Annotated in this window: 18 protein-coding genes; 16 read left to right on the top strand and 2 right to left on the bottom strand. The window is 61.5% G+C overall.

The window, feature by feature from the left end; translation table 11 throughout:
- The first annotated feature begins 1 nt into the window (after position 1).
- The 14 genes from doeB (at position 2) to ACFHWW_RS19275 (ending at position 16,005) form a co-directional block, all read left to right on the top strand.
- A complete protein-coding gene (gene doeB, locus ACFHWW_RS19340) occupies positions 2–1,006 on the top strand; it encodes a N(2)-acetyl-L-2,4-diaminobutanoate deacetylase DoeB (RefSeq protein ID WP_379940165.1) in 1,005 nt (334 codons plus the stop codon).
- 406 nt (positions 1,007–1,412) lie between these two features.
- A complete protein-coding gene (locus ACFHWW_RS19335) occupies positions 1,413–2,687 on the top strand; it encodes a nitrate/nitrite transporter (RefSeq protein WP_379940163.1) in 1,275 nt (424 codons plus the stop codon).
- Between the two features lie 247 nt (positions 2,688–2,934).
- Entirely contained in the window at positions 2,935–3,675 is a 741-nt protein-coding gene (locus ACFHWW_RS19330; RefSeq protein WP_100672572.1) for a FadR/GntR family transcriptional regulator, read from the top strand.
- A 36-nt stretch (positions 3,676–3,711) separates the two neighbouring features.
- Positions 3,712–4,686, top strand: coding sequence for a sialic acid TRAP transporter substrate-binding protein SiaP (locus tag ACFHWW_RS19325; RefSeq protein WP_100672345.1), 975 nt, complete (start codon positions 3,712–3,714; stop codon positions 4,684–4,686).
- Between the two features lie 67 nt (positions 4,687–4,753).
- Complete coding sequence (locus ACFHWW_RS19320; protein WP_379940160.1) at positions 4,754–5,326, top strand: TRAP transporter small permease; 573 nt, start codon at positions 4,754–4,756, stop codon at positions 5,324–5,326.
- A 5-nt stretch (positions 5,327–5,331) separates the two neighbouring features.
- A complete protein-coding gene (locus tag ACFHWW_RS19315) occupies positions 5,332–6,738 on the top strand; it encodes a TRAP transporter large permease (RefSeq protein WP_379940158.1) in 1,407 nt (468 codons plus the stop codon).
- Between the two features lie 14 nt (positions 6,739–6,752).
- Positions 6,753–7,796 carry an L-idonate 5-dehydrogenase gene (locus tag ACFHWW_RS19310; RefSeq protein ID WP_379940156.1) on the top strand — a complete coding sequence of 348 codons (1,044 nt, stop codon included), beginning with the start codon at positions 6,753–6,755 and terminating at the stop codon, positions 7,794–7,796.
- A gap of 9 nt (positions 7,797–7,805) precedes the next feature.
- Positions 7,806–9,014: a mannonate dehydratase gene (gene uxuA / locus ACFHWW_RS19305; RefSeq protein WP_379940154.1), complete on the top strand. Its 1,209-nt coding sequence runs from the start codon at positions 7,806–7,808 to the stop codon at positions 9,012–9,014.
- A 254-nt stretch (positions 9,015–9,268) separates the two neighbouring features.
- Positions 9,269–10,963 (top strand): putative bifunctional diguanylate cyclase/phosphodiesterase, encoded by a 1,695-nt coding sequence (locus ACFHWW_RS19300; protein ID WP_379940152.1) that lies wholly within the window; start codon positions 9,269–9,271, stop codon positions 10,961–10,963.
- Between the two features lie 76 nt (positions 10,964–11,039).
- The gene (locus ACFHWW_RS19295; protein ID WP_379940150.1) at positions 11,040–11,558 is read left to right on the top strand and encodes a ubiquinone biosynthesis methyltransferase UbiE; all 519 of its coding nucleotides are present in this window, start codon (positions 11,040–11,042) and stop codon (positions 11,556–11,558) included.
- Entirely contained in the window at positions 11,555–12,733 is a 1,179-nt protein-coding gene (locus tag ACFHWW_RS19290; protein WP_379940148.1) for a methyltransferase domain-containing protein, read from the top strand. Before ACFHWW_RS19295 ends, ACFHWW_RS19290 begins: the two co-directional genes overlap by 4 nt.
- Positions 12,730–15,090, top strand: coding sequence for a SpoIIE family protein phosphatase (locus tag ACFHWW_RS19285; protein WP_379940146.1), 2,361 nt, complete (start codon positions 12,730–12,732; stop codon positions 15,088–15,090). Before ACFHWW_RS19290 ends, ACFHWW_RS19285 begins: the two co-directional genes overlap by 4 nt.
- A gap of 4 nt (positions 15,091–15,094) precedes the next feature.
- Entirely contained in the window at positions 15,095–15,652 is a 558-nt protein-coding gene (locus tag ACFHWW_RS19280; protein ID WP_102762651.1) for a slr1658 superfamily regulator, read from the top strand.
- A gap of 14 nt (positions 15,653–15,666) precedes the next feature.
- The gene (locus ACFHWW_RS19275) at positions 15,667–16,005 is read left to right on the top strand and encodes a slr1659 superfamily regulator (protein WP_026168975.1); all 339 of its coding nucleotides are present in this window, start codon (positions 15,667–15,669) and stop codon (positions 16,003–16,005) included.
- Between the two features lie 35 nt (positions 16,006–16,040).
- On the opposite strand, the gene ACFHWW_RS19270 is transcribed toward ACFHWW_RS19275, so the two are convergent.
- Positions 16,041–16,952: an SMP-30/gluconolactonase/LRE family protein gene (locus ACFHWW_RS19270; RefSeq protein ID WP_379940143.1), complete on the bottom strand. Its 912-nt coding sequence runs from the start codon at positions 16,950–16,952 to the stop codon at positions 16,041–16,043.
- A gap of 251 nt (positions 16,953–17,203) precedes the next feature.
- On the opposite strand from ACFHWW_RS19270, the gene ACFHWW_RS19265 reads away from it, so the two are divergent.
- On the top strand, positions 17,204–17,623 hold the full coding sequence (locus ACFHWW_RS19265; RefSeq protein WP_102762653.1) for a DUF1236 domain-containing protein: 420 nt from the start codon (positions 17,204–17,206) through the stop codon (positions 17,621–17,623).
- A 106-nt stretch (positions 17,624–17,729) separates the two neighbouring features.
- Here ACFHWW_RS19265 and ACFHWW_RS19260 read toward each other — a convergent pair whose 3' ends face one another.
- Positions 17,730–18,344, bottom strand: a complete 615-nt coding sequence (locus ACFHWW_RS19260; protein WP_379940141.1) for a TetR/AcrR family transcriptional regulator — start codon at positions 18,342–18,344, stop codon at positions 17,730–17,732.
- Between the two features lie 104 nt (positions 18,345–18,448).
- Here ACFHWW_RS19260 and ACFHWW_RS19255 point away from each other — a divergent pair, with 104 nt between their 5' ends.
- Positions 18,449–19,195 (top strand): SDR family NAD(P)-dependent oxidoreductase, encoded by a 747-nt coding sequence (locus tag ACFHWW_RS19255; protein WP_379940139.1) that lies wholly within the window; start codon positions 18,449–18,451, stop codon positions 19,193–19,195.
- The last annotated feature ends 9 nt before the right edge of the window (positions 19,196–19,204 follow it).

Genomic DNA, 19,204 nt, shown 5'->3' with positions numbered 1-19,204 from the left:
CATGAGGGAGCACCACTTGCGGCCGTCGCCGATCAGCGCGACGGTCGATTTCGAGGCCCATGGCGTCCAGCACGGCTTCCTGCGCCTTCCCTATAGTCGCGATGATTCCGCGTGGGGTTCGGTGATGATTCCGATTACCGTGGTCAAGAACGGGCAGGGCCCGACTGCCCTCCTCACGGGCGGCAATCACGGCGATGAATACGAGGGGCCGATCGCGCTCTTCGATCTCGCCCGCAAGCTGGATGCGGCTGACGTCGAGGGAAGGGTGATCATCGTTCCGGCGATGAATTACCCGGCCTTCCAGGCGCAGACGCGGACGTCGCCGATCGACAAGGGCAACATGAACCGCAGCTTCCCGGGGAGGCCGGATGGAACGGTCACCGAGAAAATCGCGGATTACTTCCAGCGTGTCCTGCTGCCGCTCGCCGACATCGTGCTCGATTTCCATTCGGGCGGAAAGACGCTCGACTTCCTGCCTTTCTGTGCGGCGCACATCCTGCCGGACAAGGCCCAGGAAGCGAAAGCTTTCGACTTCGTCCGGGCGTTCGGGGCGCCCTATTCCATGAAGATGCTGGAGATCGACGCGGTCGGAATGTACGACACCGCGGCCGAGGAGATGGGCAAGATCTTCATCACGACGGAGCTCGGCGGTGGCGGTTCGGCGACTGCCCGGACCGCTTCAGTTGCAAAGCGCGGCGTAGCGAACGTGCTGAGGCATGCCGGGATACTCAAGGGCGAGATCGAGTCGGGACCCACCAAATGGCTGGACATGCCCAGCGACGATTGTTTCGCTTTCGCCGAGGATGGCGGTCTCGTCGAGTTCCTCATCGACCTTGGCGAAGCGGTCGACCGCGGCGCAGTGATCGCGTGCATCTATCCGATCGGACGCACCGGTGTCGCACCGATCGAGGTTCGAGCCAAGATGGATGGCGTTCTGGTGGCCCGACATAACCCCGGGCTGATCAAGTCGGGCGACTGCTGCGCAGTCCTGGGTGTCGAGGTATAGATCTAGTCCAGCCCGGAGTCGTAGGACTTCTTGCAAGGGACCCGCCTCCGGACTTGCTCCGGACGGCGGGTCTTTGCCTGTCTGCGAAGCGCAAATGCGGCCTGCACGATAATTGGGCATGACGTGGCGCGCGGCCCAATATTTGGCCATGCCGGCAGGGTACATGAAACGCGCGCCCGCTAATCTTTTGAATTCTCTCCCGCCTTCCGCGGATTTCGGTTTGGCACGCTGCTTGCATCCAATCCTTTGAGCCCGAGCAAGCCACCGGTGGCGCCCAATGTCGCGCGCCATGAGCAAGGTTGCCGGAGAGGATCGACGCACCCCTTTGGGTGAGTGCGATGCCTGCTCGCGGCTATTCCCATGATCAACGACGCGTATCGCGCGAGGTATCGCGCAGGGAGATATCATGTCCGCTCTTCACCAGACGCAGTCGACCTATAAGGGCGCATCAGGACGCGCCTTGTGGGTCTCAACGGGTGCATTTACGATCTGTTTCGCCATATGGACCATTTTTTCGATCATCGGCGTGCGCATAAAGGATGAACTGGGCCTGAGCGAAGCCGAGTTCGGGCTCCTGATCGGCATGCCGATCCTGACCGGCTCGCTCGTCCGCATCGTGCTGGGCATCTGGACCAGCCGCTATGGCGGCCGCCTCGTCTACACGATCACCATGCTGGCGGCAGCACTCGCCACCTTCCTGCTCGCTCATGCCACGACCTATCCGCAGATGCTCCTTGCAGGGCTCGGCGTCGGACTGGCGGGAGGCTCCTTTGCCGTTGGGGTCGCCTATGTCTCGCCCTTCTTTCCGCCGGAAAAACAGGGCACGGCCCTCGGGATTTTCGGTGCCGGCAACGTCGGAGCCGCGGTCACGAAATTTCTGGCGCCATTCGTTCTCGTCGCCCTCGGCTGGCAGGCCGTCGCGCAGGTCTGGGCGGCCGCGCTTTTCGTCACGGCGGTTGTCTTCTGGCTCTCGACGGAAGACGATCCGCAATTCCGCGCCCGCCGCGATGTTGGTGCACCCAGGAAGAGCTTCCTTAGAGAATTCGAGCCACTCAAGAACGTTCAGGTCTGGCGCTTCTCGCTCTACTACTTCTTTTCATTCGGTGGTTTCGTGGCGCTCGCGCTCTGGCTGCCGCGCTATCTCGTCGGCGTCTACGGTTTCGACATCGAGACTGCGGGCATGATCGCCGCCGCCTATTCCATTCCCGGCAGCATCTTCCGCGCATATGGCGGCGCTTTGTCGGACAAGCTCGGGGCCCGCAAGATCATGTATGCGATGTTCGCCGTGTCTGCCGTCGCGACGGCCATTCTGTCGATACCCGCAGGTGCGGCCGGCGGTGCGATGCCGATCCTGGTGACCCCGATCGTCTTCGTCGTCGTAACCTTCGTGCTCGGCTTCGTCATGAGCCTCGGCAAGGCGGCGGTCTACAAGCACATACCCGTCTATTATCCCTCCCATGTGGGCGCCGTCGGCGGCATCGTCGGCATGATGGGCGGGCTCGGTGGCTTCGTCCTGCCGATCGCCTTCGGCTTCCTTAAGGATGTGACCGGCCTTTGGTCCAGCTGCTTCATGCTGCTCTTCGTCATCGTAGCCGTTTCCATGGTCTGGATGAATGTCTCGATCCGGCAGATCAAGCGCGAGGCCGACCGAGGTGTCCCGGCCGGCGCGCTTGCGCAATAGCCCGTTCGGATCGACGCTCCGCCGGGCCGTCGTGGTCCGCGGATCCGTGCGTCGCGATATCCACTTCCCCTGGAGGGATAGCCAATTCCCTGCCGACTGCCCGGCATTCTGCCGGGCATTTTTGTTGGAGGCGGTACTTGTCATGAGGCAGCGGTCACCGTTGACACGAACGCAAGCACGAGTAATGTGTAGCGATTGGTATGACCACTTGGCCACCTGGCCGCAGGTCGCCTCAACGGGGATCATGATGTTCTCTGCCGTGGAATCGCGTCGCCTCTATCGCCAGGTGGCGGATCAGATGCGAGCCCTGATCGAAAGGGGCGAACTGGCGCACGGGTCGCGGCTTCCGGCGGAGCGCGAGCTGGCGCAGATGTTCGGCGTTTCGCGACCCACCATCCGAGAAGCGCTGATAGTGCTCGAAGTGGAAGGCTTCATCGACATCCGCATGGGTTCGGGCATCTATGTGACCGCGCGTCCGGCGCCGGCGGCCGATGCGCCGCCCGAGGATTTCGAAGGCCCTTTCGAACTGCTGCGGGCCAGGGCCGTGGTCGAATGCGCCATCGCCGAGGAAGCGGCGCGGCTGGCACGCCCGGAGCATATTTCCGTTCTCGACGACAATCTTGCCCGGATGGCCGCCGCACTCGAGGATCGCCGCCTCGCGCTTGCGATCGATCGCGAGTTTCACGTCATCGTCTCGAGCATCATTGCCAATGCGACTCTGAACCGCTTCGTCGGCAGCATCCACGACATGCGCATGACGCCCTATTTCGAAAAGCTGGCGAGCTATTTCGAAAACACCGAGACCTGGCGGGCAGCGATGGAGGAGCATCGCGTCATCCGCGACGCGATCGCGCTCGGGGATCCCGCCGCCGCGCGCGCAGCCATGCGGGCGCATCTCGACCAATCGCAGCTTCGCCTGTCCGCGAGCTTCGATGAGGAGCCGTCAGACAGCACGATACCCGCCGCGTGGAGGCGCGTCGGGCGGTAATCCACACAGCGACGATTTCACTTTGGGAGGAAAAAGATGACGATCAGACTGCTGACGCTACTCGGTGCCACCGCGACCATCCTGGCATCAGCTCTATCGGCTCATGCGCAAACGGCGCTCAAATGGGCCCATGTCTACGAAACGTCGGAGCCGTTCCATACCGAGTCCGTCTGGGCGGCGGAAGAGATCGCCAAACGCACCGAGGGGCGTTACAAGATCGACGTGTTCCCGGCGTCGCAGCTCGGCAAGGAAGCGGATATCAATCAGGGCCTGAAGCTCGGCACCGTCGATATCATCATTTCAGGCTCGAGCTTCGCCGCGCGCGACTATGCGCCGATCGGCGTCACCTATTTTCCCTATATCTTCCGCGACCCCGCCCATATGATCGCCTATACCAAGAGCGACGTATTCAAGCGTCTGGCCGCGGGATATGAAGAGGCATCGGGCAACCATATCACCGCCGTCACCTATTACGGTACGCGCCACACCACATCGAACAGGCCGATTGCCAAATGCGCCGACATGCAGGGCCTGAAGATGCGTGTGCCGGACGTACCGGCATATCTCGCCATGCCGCGGGCCTGCGGTGCCAACACCACCCCGATTGCCTTTGCCGAGGTCTATCTCGCGCTCCAGAACGGCACCGTCGAGGCTCAGGAAAATCCGCTGACGACGATCGAGGCGAAGAAGTTCTTCGAAGTGCAGAAACATATCGTTCTGACGGGCCACATCGTCGATCATCTGAACACGGTCGTTTCGAAGAACCTCTGGTCGCAGCTCTCCGATGCCGACAAGCAGATCTTCACCGAGGTGATGCAGGAGGCGGCCGTGCGTGCTACCAAGATCATCGAAGAGCGCGAAAAGGAGCTCGTGGCCACCTTCAAGGAGCGTGGCATCGAAGTGACCGAGGTCGACAGGGCCGATTTCGAGAAGACCGTCAATGAAAAGGTGAAGCTCGAAGACTTCGGCTACAACAAGGAAGACTGGGAGGCCATCCGCGCCATCAAGTGAACCACTCTCGCCGGCTCGCCCTCCATGGCGGGCCGGCGTTTCGTTTTTCCAGACGCCGGATGATGCCATGTCCCAGGAAGTCCATTTGCAAACGACGCCCGAAGAAATCGCCCATGCCTTCGAAGAGGCTCCGCCAGCCGCGGATCTCTCCAATTATGCCTTTGAGGATTGGGTGACGCTCGCCGTCTTCTGGCTGATGACCGGATGCGTGTTCCTGCAGTTCTTCACGCGTTACGTGCTCAACGACTCCTATGCCTGGACGGAGGAGATCGCCACGAACTGCCTGATCGGCGTCGTGTTTCTGGGCTCCGTCATGTGCGTGCGCCTGTCGCGCCACATCCAGGTCGACGTGCTTTATCATTATCTGCCGCCGACCGTCGCCCGTGCCCTGGCGATCTTCGTGGATCTGGTGCGGATCGTCTTCTTCGCCTATGCCTGCTGGCTGATGTGGCGCTACGTGGCGATCGTCGCCCATGAACGTATGGTCACCGTCGATCTGCCGCGCAACATCGTCTTCTATAGCGTGACGGCCGGTTTCGTGCTGATGCTGATCCGCTCCATCCAGGTCTTCGTGGCCAATCAGCGCCGCGGCTATTCGGTTCTCGAAAAGCCCGAAGAATTCCACAAGGTCGAGGACTGATCCCCATGCTCCTGCTCGTCGGTTCCTTTCTCGTCCTCATGCTGGTCGGCGTTCCCGTCGCCATCTCCATGGCTGCAGCGTCAGTCCTCTATCTGGTTTCCTACAATGTCGCGCCCGACATCATCGCGGCGCAGCGGATGATTGCGGGCGTCGAAAGCTTTCCGCTGCTTGCGGTGCCCTTTTTCATCCTGGCCGGCAACCTCATGAACTCCGCCGGCGTCACCGGCCGCATCTATTCCTTCGCGGTCGCCCTCGTCGGCTGGATGAAGGGCGGGCTGGCACAGGTCAACATCGTCGGCTCGGTGATCTTCTCGGGGATGTCGGGCACCGCGCTTGCGGACGCCGCCGGCATCGGGACGATCGAGATTAAGGCGATGAAGGATCACGGCTATCCGGTCGATGCGGCGGTCGGCGTTACCGCCGCTTCGGCGACGCTTGGTCCGATCTTCCCACCGTCGCTGCCCTTCGTCATCTACGGCATGATGGCGAACGTCTCCATCGGGGCGCTGTTCATGGCCGGTGTCGTGCCGGGCGTGGTGATGACGGTGCTGATGATGCTGACGGTGGCGATCTTCGCCTATAAGCGCGGCTGGGGCTCGGATACGCCTTTCGAATTGAAGCGGCTGCTTGCGGCATCGCTCGAGGTCGTGGTCGTGCTTGCCGTTCCGCTTCTCATCTATCTCCTGATGGCGGCCGGACTGTCGATGAACCTTGCGGTCGGCATCGCGCTCGTGGTGCTGCTGGCCCTCGACTGGTATTTCGACTTTTCCGCCGTCATGGCGCTGATGACGCCAATCATTCTGATCGGCGGCATGACCATGGGGTGGTTCACGCCGACGGAAGCGGCCGTCGCCGCCGTGATCTGGTCGCTGTTCCTGGGGCTGGTCCGCTACCGCACGATGACGATGTCGACGCTTGCCCGTGCGACCTTCGACACGATCGAGACGACGGCATCGGTGCTCTTCATCGTCACGGCGGCGTCGATCTTCGCATGGCTCCTGACGGTCAGTCAGGCCGCGCAGATGCTCTCCGGCGCGATCCTGACAATCACCGACAACAAATGGGTTTTCCTCATCCTGGTGAACCTTCTGATGCTCTTCGTCGGCTGTTTTCTCGATACGATCGCGGCAATCACCATATTGGTGCCCATCCTTCTGCCATTGACCGCCCAGTTCGGTATCGATCCCGTGCATTTCGGCCTGATCATGACGCTCAACCTGATGATCGGCCTGCTTCACCCGCCGCTCGGCATGGTGCTTTTCGTACTGTCGCGGGTGGCGAAGCTCTCGGTCGAGCGAACGACGATGGCGATCCTGCCATGGCTTGTGCCGCTGTTCATCGCTCTCATTCTGATCACCTTCGTTCCGGCTGTGGTATTGTGGCTGCCGCAGTCCGTGGGACTGATCCGCTGATGTCGGGAGCACCCATGCGCACACGCCTTGCCCGGCTTTACGGCCCACGTGATCTTCGGCTGGAAGTCGCCGACGTTCCTGCGCCGGGGGATGGCGAGGTGCTTTTGAAGATGGCCGCAGGCGGCATTTGCGGCTCGGACCTTCACTATTACCGGGACGGGGGATTCGGGCCCGTCCGGGTTCGTGAGCCGATCATACCCGGCCACGAGGCCTCGGGCCGCGTCGCGGCGCTCGGGGCCGGCGTCTCCGGCCTTGCTGTCGATGATTTGGTGGCGGTCAATCCGAGCCAGCCTTGCGGGACCTGCCGCTTTTGCGGCGAAGGCCTCCCGGTCCACTGCCTCGATATGCGCTTCCTGGGCAGCGCAATGCGTCTCCCCCACACGCAGGGCATGTTCCGCGACTGGCTGGTGGTTCCGGCCGTCCAATGTCATCCAGCGGGCTCGCTGGTCAGCCCCGGCGAGGCAGCCTGCGCCGAGCCGCTGGCGGTCTGTCTTCACGCGGTCGCCCAGGCCGGCGAAATCAGGGGAAAGAAGATACTCGTCACCGGAGCGGGGCCGATTGGCGCGCTCGTGGTGGCGGCGGCGCGCCATGCGGGAGCCGATGAGATCGTCGTAACGGATCTGGCCGATGCGGCACTCGACAGAGCGAGGGCCATGGGCGCGACCCGCACCGTCAATGTGCGTCGCGATCCGGCTGGTCTTGCCGCCTACGAGGCCGACAAGGGCCAGTTCCACGTGGCCTTCGAGTGCTCGGCCGCCGAACCGGCACTGCGCAGCGCGGTCGCGGCAGTTCGGCCGCGCGGCACGATCGTGCAGGTCGGCGTGACGGGCGAAATCAACCTGCCGCTCCATTCGCTGGTCGGCAAGGAGTTGCGGCTCGTCGGATCGCAGCGGTTCGACCGAGAATTCGCCATTGCCGTCGCGCTCATCTCTAATCGCCGGATCGACGTGCGGCCGATCATTTCCCATGAGTTTCCGGTCCACGAGGCGGTTCGGGCCTTCGAGCAGGCCGGCGATCGATCCGCTGCATGCAAGGTGCAGCTGACATTTCTTTCCTGAGGAGTTCACATGCGACATACATGGCGTTGGTTCGGGCCGGTGGACCGGGTGAGCGTTCAAGATGCAGCGCAAGCCGGTGCGCAGGGGATCGTAAGCGCGCTGCACCATATTCCGACCGGCGACGTCTGGCCCGTTGAAGAGATCGGCAAGCGGCAGGAGGAGGTCCGCGCAGGCGGGTTGGAGTGGGAGGTTGTGGAAAGCGTGCCCGTTTCCGAGTCCATCAAGACTCAGACCGGTCCCTGGCGCGAGCACATCGCCAATTGGCAGGAAACGCTGCGTCGTCTTTCATCCGCCGGCATCCACACGGTTTGCTACAATTTCATGCCGGTCCTCGACTGGACCCGCACGGATCTGCGCTGGACCGCGCGCCACGGCGCCAAGGCGATGCGCTTCGACCGGATCGACTTTGCGGCCTTCGACCTCCATCTCCTTGAGCGGCCGGGCGCTTACGAGGACTACGACGCGCCGACGGTGGAGGCGGCCGAGCGGCGGTTTCGTGAAATGACCGAGGAGCGGCGGCTCGCGCTCTCCCGCAATATCGGCGCGGGGCTTCCCGGCTCTGCCGACGGCTACAGTCTGCCGCAGCTTCGAGAGCATCTGCGCACTTATGACGGCGTCGGTCGCGAAAAACTGCAGCATCACCTGGTAGAGTTCCTCGCGGAAGTGACGCCGGTGGCGGAACGGGCGGGCATCAACATCTGTGCCCATCCCGACGATCCACCCTGGGCGCTGCTCGGCCTGCCGCGCATTCTCTCGAACGCCGAAGATTACGCCTTCATGCTGCGGGAGGTCGACAGCCCTGCCAATGGCGTCACCCTCTGCACGGGTTCTCTCGGTGCCCTGGCCGCCAACGATCTGCCGGCCATGGCCCGCCAGTTCGCGTCCCGAATTCATTTCGTCCACCTGCGCAACGTCCAACGCGAGGAGGAACGGACACCCTGTTCCTTCTACGAGGACGAGCATCTGGAGGGCGACACGGACATGGTGGCCGTCATTGCCGAACTGCTCAAGGAAGAGCAGCGGCGGCGCGCCGCCAGTCGGTCGGACCACCAGATTCCGATGCGGCCGGATCACGGGCAGGAGATTCTCGACGACCTCTCCCGTGGGGCCCAGCCCGGCTATCCGGCGATCGGCCGACTGAAAGGGCTTGCAGAATTGCGCGGCATAGAGCGGGCTCTTTCGCACGCGAGCTATGGACTGTCTGCCGCGAGAAGTTGATCCTTGCGCCGTAGCGTCCGGAAACCGGTCCATCGTGACAAGATGGATCGGCCGCGCCTGCGTGCCCGCAGCCGAGTTCAACCCTTAGCCATCTTTCCGCCGGAATCACGCAAATTAACTCTCTGCAGTCGTGCGCCATTGACCGCGACACGTTCCGCGATAATTTTTCTGGGAATGGCAGGGTTGCATCGAAGATAGCGAACTGTAGCCTCAGGGGCTTGCTCGGGCGACACGGAACGGAAGGAAAGGCGAGGATGCCGGACGGCGATACGACACTGCCTGCTTCATCTTCCGTCGAGTCCGACTTTTTCGCCGGTTCCGACGAACTTGTCTCGCTTTACGACGCGAGTTTTCAGCTCGTCGAATGCACGCCGCGGCTCAGACAGACCTATGCCGTCGATTCTCTCGTCGAGGCGTCCCTTTGGCACATCTATCCGGAACTGCTGGCGCCCGGACCGAAGTCCGCCGTCGAATTCGTCGTTGCAAGCGGATTGCCGCGCACCGTCGAAACCGCCCATGCATCGACCGGGAGCCGACGCACGCTCGTCATTTTCCGCAGTGCGCGCGGCATCGGGGTCGTCGAAGCTGAAAGCAGTTCCACCTACCGCGAAGCGTTCAGTCAGGGCGAGAGCGATCGTGCTCTTCTCCTGCATCAGGCGACCCATGACGTTCTCACCGGGTTGCCTAACCGGCGGCAGTTCAGCGATCAGCTGCGGGGCGCATTGCCTGTGCCTAACGGCGTCCGATTGGCGCTCATGCAGATCGACCTCGACGATTTCAAGCCGATCAACGACACATTGGGACACGGGGCAGGCGACGCCGTTCTCAAGATGGCGGCGGACCGGATCAGGAGCGTCCTGAGGGATCGGGAATTCGCCTACCGTCTGGCCGGGGACGAGTTCGCGGTCATTCAGTGGAGGGCCGATCAGCCGAGCGAGGCTGAACGTCTGGCAGACGCACTGATCAACGCGTTCAAGGAACCGTTCACGGTCGAGGGCATCAACGTCTTCGTCGGAGCAAGCGTCGGAATTGCCGTCGCGCCGGCGGACGGCAACGAGGTCGAGCAACTGATGAAAGCTGCCGATATCGCGCTTTATGCTGCGAAGAAGGACGGTCGGGGCCGGTCAAGCACGTTCAGCCGCTCGATGCTCATGGTGCTGGAACAAAGGGAAATGTTGCGCCGAAGCCTGCGCACCGCCCTTCAGGAGGGGCAGTTCTTCCTTGAATATCAGCCCTTGGTGAAGCCCTCCTCGGCGGTGGTCGGCTTCGAAGCCCTTTTGCGCTGGCGTCACCCACTGGTCGGCATCATCCCTCCGAGTGTCTTCATTCCGATGGCGGAAGCCGACGGTTTGATGAGCGACATCGGGCGATGGCTGCTGGAGCGGGCGTGCCGGGCTGCCATGGACTGGCCGTCCCACTTCACGATCGCCGTCAATCTCTCTCCCGCCGAATTCCTTCACGAGGGGCTTACGGACCGCGTGGCCCAGACGCTCGACCTGGTCGGCATGCGCGCAGACCGTCTCGAGCTCGAAATCACCGAGTCGGTGCTTCTGGAGCGTACGACCAACAACCTCGATACGCTCAATACTTTGAATGTATTAGGCGTGCAGATTTCGCTTGATGATTTCGGCACCTTCTATTCGTCGCTGAGTTACCTGAAGAATTTCCCCTTCGACACGATCAAGATCGACCAATATTTCATCAGGGACCTGGAAAGGGACGAGAAGAGCCAGACGATCGTGCGCTCCATCATCGCGCTCGCCCACGGCCTCGGCATGGATGTTACCGCCGAAGGAGTGGAGACCGCGGAGCAAGCAGCCTGGCTCAGGAATGAAGGCTGCGATCGCCTGCAGGGATATTTTCTGGGCATGCCGATGCGCGCGGAAGCGATAGCCGACTTTATCCGCAAAACGCCGGCCATCCCTGCGGCAGGTTTTCAACGAAGATGAGGGGGTCAGTGCCGGGAATTATTTCGGGCAGTCATTGAATTTCGCGTCGCTTTTTTTGCGTAACGGAGGAAGCCGCATGCACGGAGCCGAGAACCAGCCCACGGAAGCCGCTTTCGAGCCCTTGCTCCAGTTCGAGATGGAGATGGGCGCCTTTCTTTCCGATTGGAACCATTGCGATCAGCTGTCGACCTTCATGGCGCGAATGATAAGTCACAATCGCACTGATCCCGTTCGCCACTCGAATTTCTTCTCCTCCGCCTTGAACGAACTTCTCGAGGTCTCGTTTCGCAGCGGCTCCCCCGACGGCCGGATCGGCTGTGCGGTTTATCGATGGGGGCCGACTGAGCGGGTGGAGCTTACGTTCCCGTGCCCGCCCGGGCAGAGGCAGTTTTATCGCGAGGCGGTGTCGAAGACCCGCGACGGCGACGCCCATGCGCGCTACCTTGATTCCATCTCCACCGATCTCGCACCGAGTCGCGAGGCCGTTCTTCTGGACTTGTCGATCAATTTCGATGCCGACGTCCGGCTCGACGAAAGCGATCCGCCATCGATCAAGCTTGTCGTGGATCTGCCTCTTGAAGGAGTGGTGAGGTGAGTACGACAGCGTTTGCAGTTCCCTTCAAGGTGGAATTCGACCCGAACAGTCAGGAATTCGCTCTTTCCGGGGTGATGCGGCCGCGCTCGGCCGACGAGATTGCCGCAAGCATATCGATGCTCAAAGGCGCAATCGAAGAGGTGCGGGGCGTTCTCTACATCAACGTCAAGCGCCTGGTACAGATGAACAACACGGCCTATCACGCCTTCGCGCGCGTCCTTCTCGATGCCTGCCGCACGCGGTCGGACATTCGCTTCGTCGTCGTGACCTCGAGCGTCGTGGGCTGGACCGAGCGCATGTTCGCCCATTTGAACAGGATCGAGCCGCAAGTGACCGTCGAGGTCTACGACTCGAAGTTCTATCCTGGGCAGAGCTTCGTAGAAAATACGAGCTTCATCCCGATCCTGCGCACACAGACGAAAATGACCTGGCGCCACGAGCGCACGATCCTCCCGCGTCACGGCCTGCGCCCGGGTATGACGATGGCGGACATATGTTGCGGCATCGGCGACTTCGCCATGCTGGCTCGAAAGGAGTTCCAGCCGGCACGCATCGTCGCACTCGACCATTCGAAGGCGAGCCTCGCTTATGCGCGCGATGTGGCGTCCGGTTTCGGCGTCACGGATATCGAATATACCTATGGCGATGCCTCCGAGATGCTGCTGGAGGATAACCAGTTCGATTTCGTCACCTGCCGCCACTCGCTGCAGATCTTCAATCAGCCGGACGTGCTCCTGAAGGAACTCTTCCGCATTTGCAAGCCGGGCGGGCGCGTCTATATAACCAACGAGAAAAATTCGCACTGTCTCGGCGAGCCGCGCGCACAGAGCATTCAATGGACCTACAACGAGGTCGCGAGGCTGTTCAGCCATTTCGAGATGGATGTGGAGCTCGGACCGAAGAGCAAGCGCTATCTTGTTGATGCCGGCTTTGACGATATCATCGTCGAATCGTTCATGGTCACCAATCTCGACGGAGACCCTCAAGACTTCGCCGATATCATCGCCGCCTGGGAGAACGTCTATGCCGGTGAAATGGCCGTAAAGCGCGGCGACCCGCCCGAGTTCATCGAACGATTCCGGCAGGGTTTCCGGGATCATATTTTTGCGGCTCTCCATCCCAAGGGTTATGCCGGCTGGCCGATCTGGGCGGCCTCGGGGCGCAAGCCGCTATGAGTCTGCCCGGGGAAAACACCTCCCGTTTGGGCCTGCGCTCCTTCCGCGCCAAGTTCGTGCTGGTCGTCGGAAGCGCGGTGCTCTTCGATCTGCTCGTCACCGGCGGTCTTGCGCTCTGGAACGTGCAGAGACTTTCCCGCGACGCGGCGGCGGAAGTCGGCCGCGGCCTGGAGGAGGCCAACCAGGACTATATCCGCTCCTATGCGGCAACCACGGCCGCCCGGGTCAACCTGCTGCTCAACCAGGTCCACTCCGATGTGGGCACATTGGCGGGCGTTCTCCAGGAGCAGATCGATCGGCCGGTGAGAAAATCGGAAATCGGGGAGGCGATGGCGCGCGGTGCGCCGGGAACGGTGACGGTCGCGTACGATCAGAAAGGGGGATGGGCTCAGAACCTGCCGGGCCCTCCCTCGGTCGTCAGCGTCTGGGGCTATCTTCTTGATCAGAACCACGTTCCGCTTCCCGACGTGCAGACGGACATCGAGAACAGCGCGGTTCTGGACCTTGTCGCGCCGAGCCTGCTCGCAAACGGTCAGTCGAAACTGCAGATGTACTATATCGGCCCGAGAGAGCGACCGATATTCAGGACGGCGCCCTATACCGATCAGGCCCAGACCTTCGATAAGCTCTACCCGGGGCACAATTCGGCGGAGTTCTGGTCTTTCTTCTTTCCCGGGCTTTACGAATCCTGGGAACAATGGGCGCATGATCCGAAGTCACGTCCCATGAATGGCGACATCACTCAGACGGCGCCCTATACCGACGCGATTACCGGCAAGCTCATCGTGAGTTTCTTCCAGCCGCTGTGGTCGCGCGACCGCAGTCGTGTGCTGGGCGCTGCCGGCACGGATATCACGCTCGACCAGCTGGCCGAGATCGTCGAGAACGTTAAGGTTGCCGAGACCGGTTTCGGCTTTCTGACGATGTCGGACGGCAACGTCGTTGCCATCAATCCGGTCGGAGAAAAGATCATCGGCCTTCGGGCGTCGAACGCGGCCGCCAGCGGAGGTGTGACGGGTGTCGATCGCTCTCTGCGTCGTAGCGCCCAGCCGGAAATTGCACGATTGCCCTTGGGCGAGGATGGGCTGCTCAAGCATATTTTCCTTGAGGAGAACGGCGAGAGGGTACCCTATCTGGTCGTCCTGAAACAGTTGCAGCCGACCAACCTTTGGGCATCGGGCCCGGTCCGCCGTGAAGCGATGCTGCTCGGCATCGCCGTGCCCGAGCGGGAAATCTACGCTTCGCTGTTTGCCGCCCAAGCCGGGATCTCGGAGGCGACCAACCGGATCTTGATTTATCAGGTCCTGGCGCTCCTCGTATCCCTGCTTTTCGTCATTGCCGCCGTATTCGCCATATCCAAGCGGATCACCGGCGGCATAAGCGCCCTTGCCAATGCCGCCAAGCGCATCGAGGCCAAGGACTATTCGGTGCGGGTCGACATTCCGACGCGTGACGAGGTCGGCGACGCCGGCGCCGCCTTCAATCGTATGGCGGAAGAGATCAGCTTCCACACCGAGAACCTCGAACAGCTGGTCGAGGATCGGACGAAAGAGATCGAGGAGGCGAACCTCCAGATATCAGCGCTGAACCAGCAGTTGCGCAGCGAGAACCTGCGTCTCGGCGCGGAACTCGCCGTTGCCCGCCATATCCAGATGATGGTCCTGCCGAAGGCCGGCGAACTCGAGGAAATTGCCGAACTGGAGATCGCCGCCTATATGCGGCCCGCCGACGAGGTCGGCGGCGACTATTACGACGTGCTGAAGGACGGAAAGCGGCTGAAGATCGGCATCGGCGACGTGACGGGGCATGGTCTTGAGAGTGGCGTGCTGATGCTGATGGTCCAATCCGTAGCCCGCGCCTTGCAGGAGATGGGCGAGATGGAGCCGGCGCAATTCCTCAATCGCGTGAACCGGGCGATCTACAAGAATCTCGTCAGGACCAGGACCAACAAGCATCTCTCCCTGGCATTTCTCGACTATGACGGCGCAAGGCTGACGCTCTCCGGTCAGCACGAGGAGCTGATCGTCATCAGAGATCTGGAAAGGGTGGAGCGGATCGACACTCTCGATCTCGGTCTGCCCATCGGTTTGGAGCCGGATATTTCCGCCTTTGTCGCAACGCGCGAAATCTCCTTCGGTCGCGGCGACATGATCATCCTCCATACCGATGGCGTGACGGAGGCGGAGAGCGGAACCGGCGAACTCTTCGGCATCGAAAGGCTCTGCGAAAGCGCGCGATGCCGCTATGGCAGCAGCGCCGAGGACGTCAAGTCCGGTATCATCGAGGATTTGATGGCACATATCGGCACCCAGAAAATTCATGACGATATCACTCTGGTGGTGATGAGGCACAGGTGAGCGTATGACGACCTTATATGGACTGGAGGACCTTGCCGTCGGCACGGGCGAGAATTCGACGAAACTTCGTCTCTTCGACGGCCCGCTCGATCTCGGCTGGAAGCATTGCGCGATGACGTCCGATTTCGTCGCCGAGTTCGCGGCTCTGCGCTACAAGACGTCCCGCGGCCTCTACAAGGAAGTCCGGCACAATGTCGGCTATCTGACCAATGAGCTGATAGAGAACGCCGTGAAATTCCGTGCAGGCGGCGAAATCGTCGTAGAGGCGGCGATCGCCTCCAACACGTTCCGAACCAAGATTTCCAATCTTGTCGACGAGGGCACGGCCGACAAGTTCCGCCATCTGCTTTCTGAAATAACGATAGGAGATCCGTCCGACCTCCTGATTGAGCGGATAGAGGCGAACGCAACAGGATCCGGCTCCGGTTCCGGCCTTGGACTTTTGACGCTCATGAGCGATTATGGTGCACACTTCGCCTGGATATTCGGATCCGGCGAAGCGGATGGCAAGATCCCGCTGGAAACCTATGCTTCTATCGCCATCCCCGACCTCTCGAATTGACGGACAACGAAAACATGGAAATCAAGGAAGACGAATATCGCGTTTGGTCGGAAGACAAGGACATCTATTTCGACGGGACGATGCGCTTGCCGAGCACCGAAGCCTACGCCCCGATTTTCTCCCTCGTAATGGATATGCTCGAAGCCGAGCCGGAGCGCATGACTGTGGATCTCACGGGGCTGCAGTTTCTCAATTCCTCCGGAATCAACCTGCTCGCGAAGCTCACCATCGAAGCGCGCAAGCGGCCGAACATCCAGTTTACCGTTCGCGGAAGCTCCGAGTTCCCCTGGCAGACGAAGTCCCTGCCGAACCTCAAGAAACTCCACCCCGGCGTCGATCTGAGGCTAAGCTGAAGGGCGCTCCCAGGTTCGAAGGCGTGCTGAAGGCATCACGGATACTGCACGCCGTTCGTTGCCGTGTAGATGGAATAGAGCGACCGGGTGGCCGTAATGAAGAGGCGGTTCTTCTTGGGGCCGCCAAAGGTGAGGTTCGACACCGTCTGCGGCACGAGGATCTTGCCGAGCAGGGTGCCGTGGGCGTCGAAGCAATGCACTCCGTCGGCAGCACTGCACCAAAGGTTTCCCGCCACGTCGAAACGCAAGCCGTCCGGATTGCCGTTGTCGATCGAACAGAAATAGCGGCCGTTTGCGAGAACGCCGCCAGCGGCGACGTCGAATACGCGAATATGGCTCGGAATCTCGTGCTTTGCAGATCCCGAGTCGGCAATAAAGAGCCGCGCCTCGTCCGGTGAGAAGGCGAGCCCGTTCGGCTGGATGAAATCGCTGACGACGGCCTTGATAGCGCTGGATAGAGGGTCGATGCGGTAGACGTTGCGTGTCGGCTGTTCCGGTTCCGCTTTGTGGCCCTCGTAGTCCGATATGATGCCGTAGGTTGGATCGGTAAACCAGATCGAGCCGTCGGAGTGCACCACGGCATCGTTCGGCGAATTGAGCCGCTTTCCTTCATAACTGTCGGCGAGCTCGGTGATACGGCCGTCATGTTCCGTGCGTGTCACGCGCCGGCCGCCGTGCTCGCAGGAGATCAGGCGGCCCTGGCGGTCGCGCGTGTTGCCGTTCACGTAGTTCGAGGGGGAGCGGAAGACGGAAGCGCCGCCGTGCGGCGTCCACCGCATCATGCGTTGGTTCGGAATATCGCTCCAGATCAGGCAGTCGAGGTCGGAAAACCAGACCGGTCCTTCCGCCCAGCGGCAGCCGCGATAAAGTTCTTCGAGTGCTGCGCTGCCAACGATCAGCGAACGGAAACGTTCGTCGCGAATGTCGTAGAGGGGATTGTCGGCCAATGCTGTTCCTCCATTTCCCGAGAGCCTTCGGCGTGCGTGCGGGCAAATATCCCCGGCTGTAGGGTTTCACTTATAGTGCGACACCGGCTGAAGGGAACCGGCGACACCCGATCGCCTGCATGGATTTCCTCCAGCAGGGCATTGAGGCGATTTCGCCAGCTCGCTGCATTCCGCCAAGCCACGGAACAACTCCTGAGCCCAACGGGTTGTTTGGCGGAAGGGACGCATTTCGCATAACGGGAGAATGCCTGATGAAAGATCTGATCGTCAAAGGTGCCATTGTTCTGGGTCTCGGGCTCGGCTGCTTTGCTGCTCCAGCAGCAGCGCAGAGCACGACCAAGAACAGCACCGTTACCGGCGCAGCCGGCGGAGCTGCTGCAGGTGCAGTCATAGGAGGCCCTGTCGGGGCAGCCGTTGGTGGTGTCGCAGGAGCAGTCGCGGGTGCGGCGCTCGACCCGCCGCCGCCGAAGGTGATCGAGTATGTCGAGGCGCAGCCGCTTCCGGCAGAGCCGGTCGTCGTTCAACAGGAGATCGTAGTCGGAAAGCCGCTGCCTGAGACGGTGGTGGTCACGCCGATCCCGGACGATACGCGCTATGCCTATGCGGTTGTCAACGAGAAGCGCGTCATCGTCGAGCCGAAGAGCCGCACGGTGGTGCAGGTCGTTCAGTAAATCATGGGTCTTAGACGCGTTCGAGCGGGAGAAACCGCGTAGCCTTTCCTCTCCTGCTGTGAACCTCAAGCTTGCCCGGCGGGTGTCCGAAGCCCGCCGGGCGTTCCTATGACGCCGCGTTTTGCGTCAACACGCCCCAGGCGGCCATTGCGCCGTCGGCGACATTTCTCAGGGCTTCATAGCTGCCGCCATCACGCGCGAGGATCGACATTCCATGTTGTACCGTCGCATAAAAGGTCGCGACGGCGCCGGCATTCACCCCATCGGGCAACTCGCCTCCGGCAATTGCAGCCTCCAGCCGGTCGCGTAGCTTATCGCTGTTTTCCGTGCGGTGACGGGTCATCGCTTCGCAGACCGCTTCGGGAATTGCTGCCTGGTAAAGTCCTCCGAGCGCTATCAGGCAGCCGTGCGGGGTATCCGGCTGAGAATAGGCTTCGGCTGTCGCCAAAAGGAATCTCTTGACCGCTTCCCTTGCCGTCGGCGCTGTCTCCAGCGGCTCCCAGATTTCAGTGCCGACCGTTTGCGCGTAGAGCTCCATTGCCTCCAGATAGAGCGCTTCCTTGCAGCCGAATGCGGCATAAAGGCTGGGCGCATTGATGCCCATGGCGGCGGTCAGCGCTGTCAGCGACGCGCCCTCGTATCCTTTCTCCCAAAACACCTGCATGGCGCGCATGAGCGCATCGGCACGATCGAAGCTGCGGGGCCGGCCTTTGTCGGACATAAGATCAACTCTTTTCTGTAACGATCGATAAATATATCGCTTGACAGGCATTGGCAAGCTCGGGCAACATTTCTGTATCGATCATTACAGAATGGAGTTTTCCGATGACATCGATCAGTTTGGGCGGAAAGACCGCTTTCGTCACCGGCGGCAGCAGGGGTATCGGCGCGGCTATCGCCAAGAGGCTTGCTCTGGAGGGGGCAGCGGTGGCGCTGACTTATGTGAATGCGGCCGACCAGGCGCAGGCGGTCGTGTCCGAGATCGAGCAGGCAGGCGGTCGCGCGGTAGCAATCCGCGCCGACAACCGCGACGCCGAAGCCATCGAGCAGGCCGTTCGCCAGACTGTCGAAACATTGGACGGGCTGGACATACTGGTCAACAGCGCGGGCATTTGGCACTCGGCTCCGCTGGAGGAGACGACTGTCGCCGATTTCGACGAGGTGATGGCCATCAATTTCCGTGCGCCCTTCGTGGCCATTCGTTCCGCGTCAAGGCATCTCGGTGACGGCGGCAGGATAATCACGATCGGCAGCAACCTGGCCGAACTCGTTCCCTGGCCGGGGATCAGCCTCTATTCGGCCAGCAAGGCTGCTCTGGCCGGCCTGACGAAAGGCCTGGCCCGTGACCTCGGACCGCGCGGGATCACCGTCAACATCGTTCATCCAGGCTCGACCAACACCGATATGAACCCGGCCGATGGCGACCATGCCGAAGCGCAACGGGAACGTATCGCCACCGGCAGCTACGGTGAGCCGCAAGACATTGCCGGACTCGTCGCCTGGCTGGCGGGGCCGCAAGGCAAGTTTGTCACCGGTGCTTCGCTGGTCATAGACGGCGGCGCCAACGCTTGATGCCGGAAA

Source organism: Sinorhizobium sp. P24N7 (assembly GCF_042436655.1).
In the GTDB taxonomy this organism is placed as follows: Bacteria; Pseudomonadota; Alphaproteobacteria; order Rhizobiales; family Rhizobiaceae; genus Sinorhizobium; species Sinorhizobium meliloti_A.
This window is presented reverse-complemented; position numbering and strand designations above follow the sequence as displayed.

Bases quoted from the DNA above. Each gene is read 5' to 3' on its own strand.
- ACFHWW_RS19315 (WP_379940158.1), top strand. From the start codon at position 5,332: ATGCTCCTGCTCGTCGGTTCCTTTCTCGTCCTCATGCTGGTCGGCGTT.
- ACFHWW_RS19300 (WP_379940152.1), top strand. From the start codon at position 9,269: ATGCCGGACGGCGATACGACACTGCCTGCTTCATCTTCCGTCGAGTCC.
- ACFHWW_RS19265 (WP_102762653.1), top strand. From the start codon at position 17,204: ATGAAAGATCTGATCGTCAAAGGTGCCATTGTTCTGGGTCTCGGGCTC.
- ACFHWW_RS19280 (WP_102762651.1), top strand. From the start codon at position 15,095: ATGACGACCTTATATGGACTGGAGGACCTTGCCGTCGGCACGGGCGAG.
- ACFHWW_RS19260 (WP_379940141.1), bottom strand. From the start codon at position 18,344: ATGTCCGACAAAGGCCGGCCCCGCAGCTTCGATCGTGCCGATGCGCTC.
- ACFHWW_RS19275 (WP_026168975.1), top strand. From the start codon at position 15,667: ATGGAAATCAAGGAAGACGAATATCGCGTTTGGTCGGAAGACAAGGAC.
- ACFHWW_RS19295 (WP_379940150.1), top strand. From the start codon at position 11,040: ATGCACGGAGCCGAGAACCAGCCCACGGAAGCCGCTTTCGAGCCCTTG.
- ACFHWW_RS19335 (WP_379940163.1), top strand. From the start codon at position 1,413: ATGTCCGCTCTTCACCAGACGCAGTCGACCTATAAGGGCGCATCAGGA.
- ACFHWW_RS19320 (WP_379940160.1), top strand. From the start codon at position 4,754: ATGTCCCAGGAAGTCCATTTGCAAACGACGCCCGAAGAAATCGCCCAT.
- doeB (WP_379940165.1), top strand. From the start codon at position 2: ATGAGGGAGCACCACTTGCGGCCGTCGCCGATCAGCGCGACGGTCGAT.
- uxuA (WP_379940154.1), top strand. From the start codon at position 7,806: ATGCGACATACATGGCGTTGGTTCGGGCCGGTGGACCGGGTGAGCGTT.
- ACFHWW_RS19330 (WP_100672572.1), top strand. From the start codon at position 2,935: ATGTTCTCTGCCGTGGAATCGCGTCGCCTCTATCGCCAGGTGGCGGAT.
- ACFHWW_RS19285 (WP_379940146.1), top strand. From the start codon at position 12,730: ATGAGTCTGCCCGGGGAAAACACCTCCCGTTTGGGCCTGCGCTCCTTC.
- ACFHWW_RS19310 (WP_379940156.1), top strand. From the start codon at position 6,753: ATGCGCACACGCCTTGCCCGGCTTTACGGCCCACGTGATCTTCGGCTG.
- ACFHWW_RS19255 (WP_379940139.1), top strand. From the start codon at position 18,449: ATGACATCGATCAGTTTGGGCGGAAAGACCGCTTTCGTCACCGGCGGC.
- ACFHWW_RS19325 (WP_100672345.1), top strand. From the start codon at position 3,712: ATGACGATCAGACTGCTGACGCTACTCGGTGCCACCGCGACCATCCTG.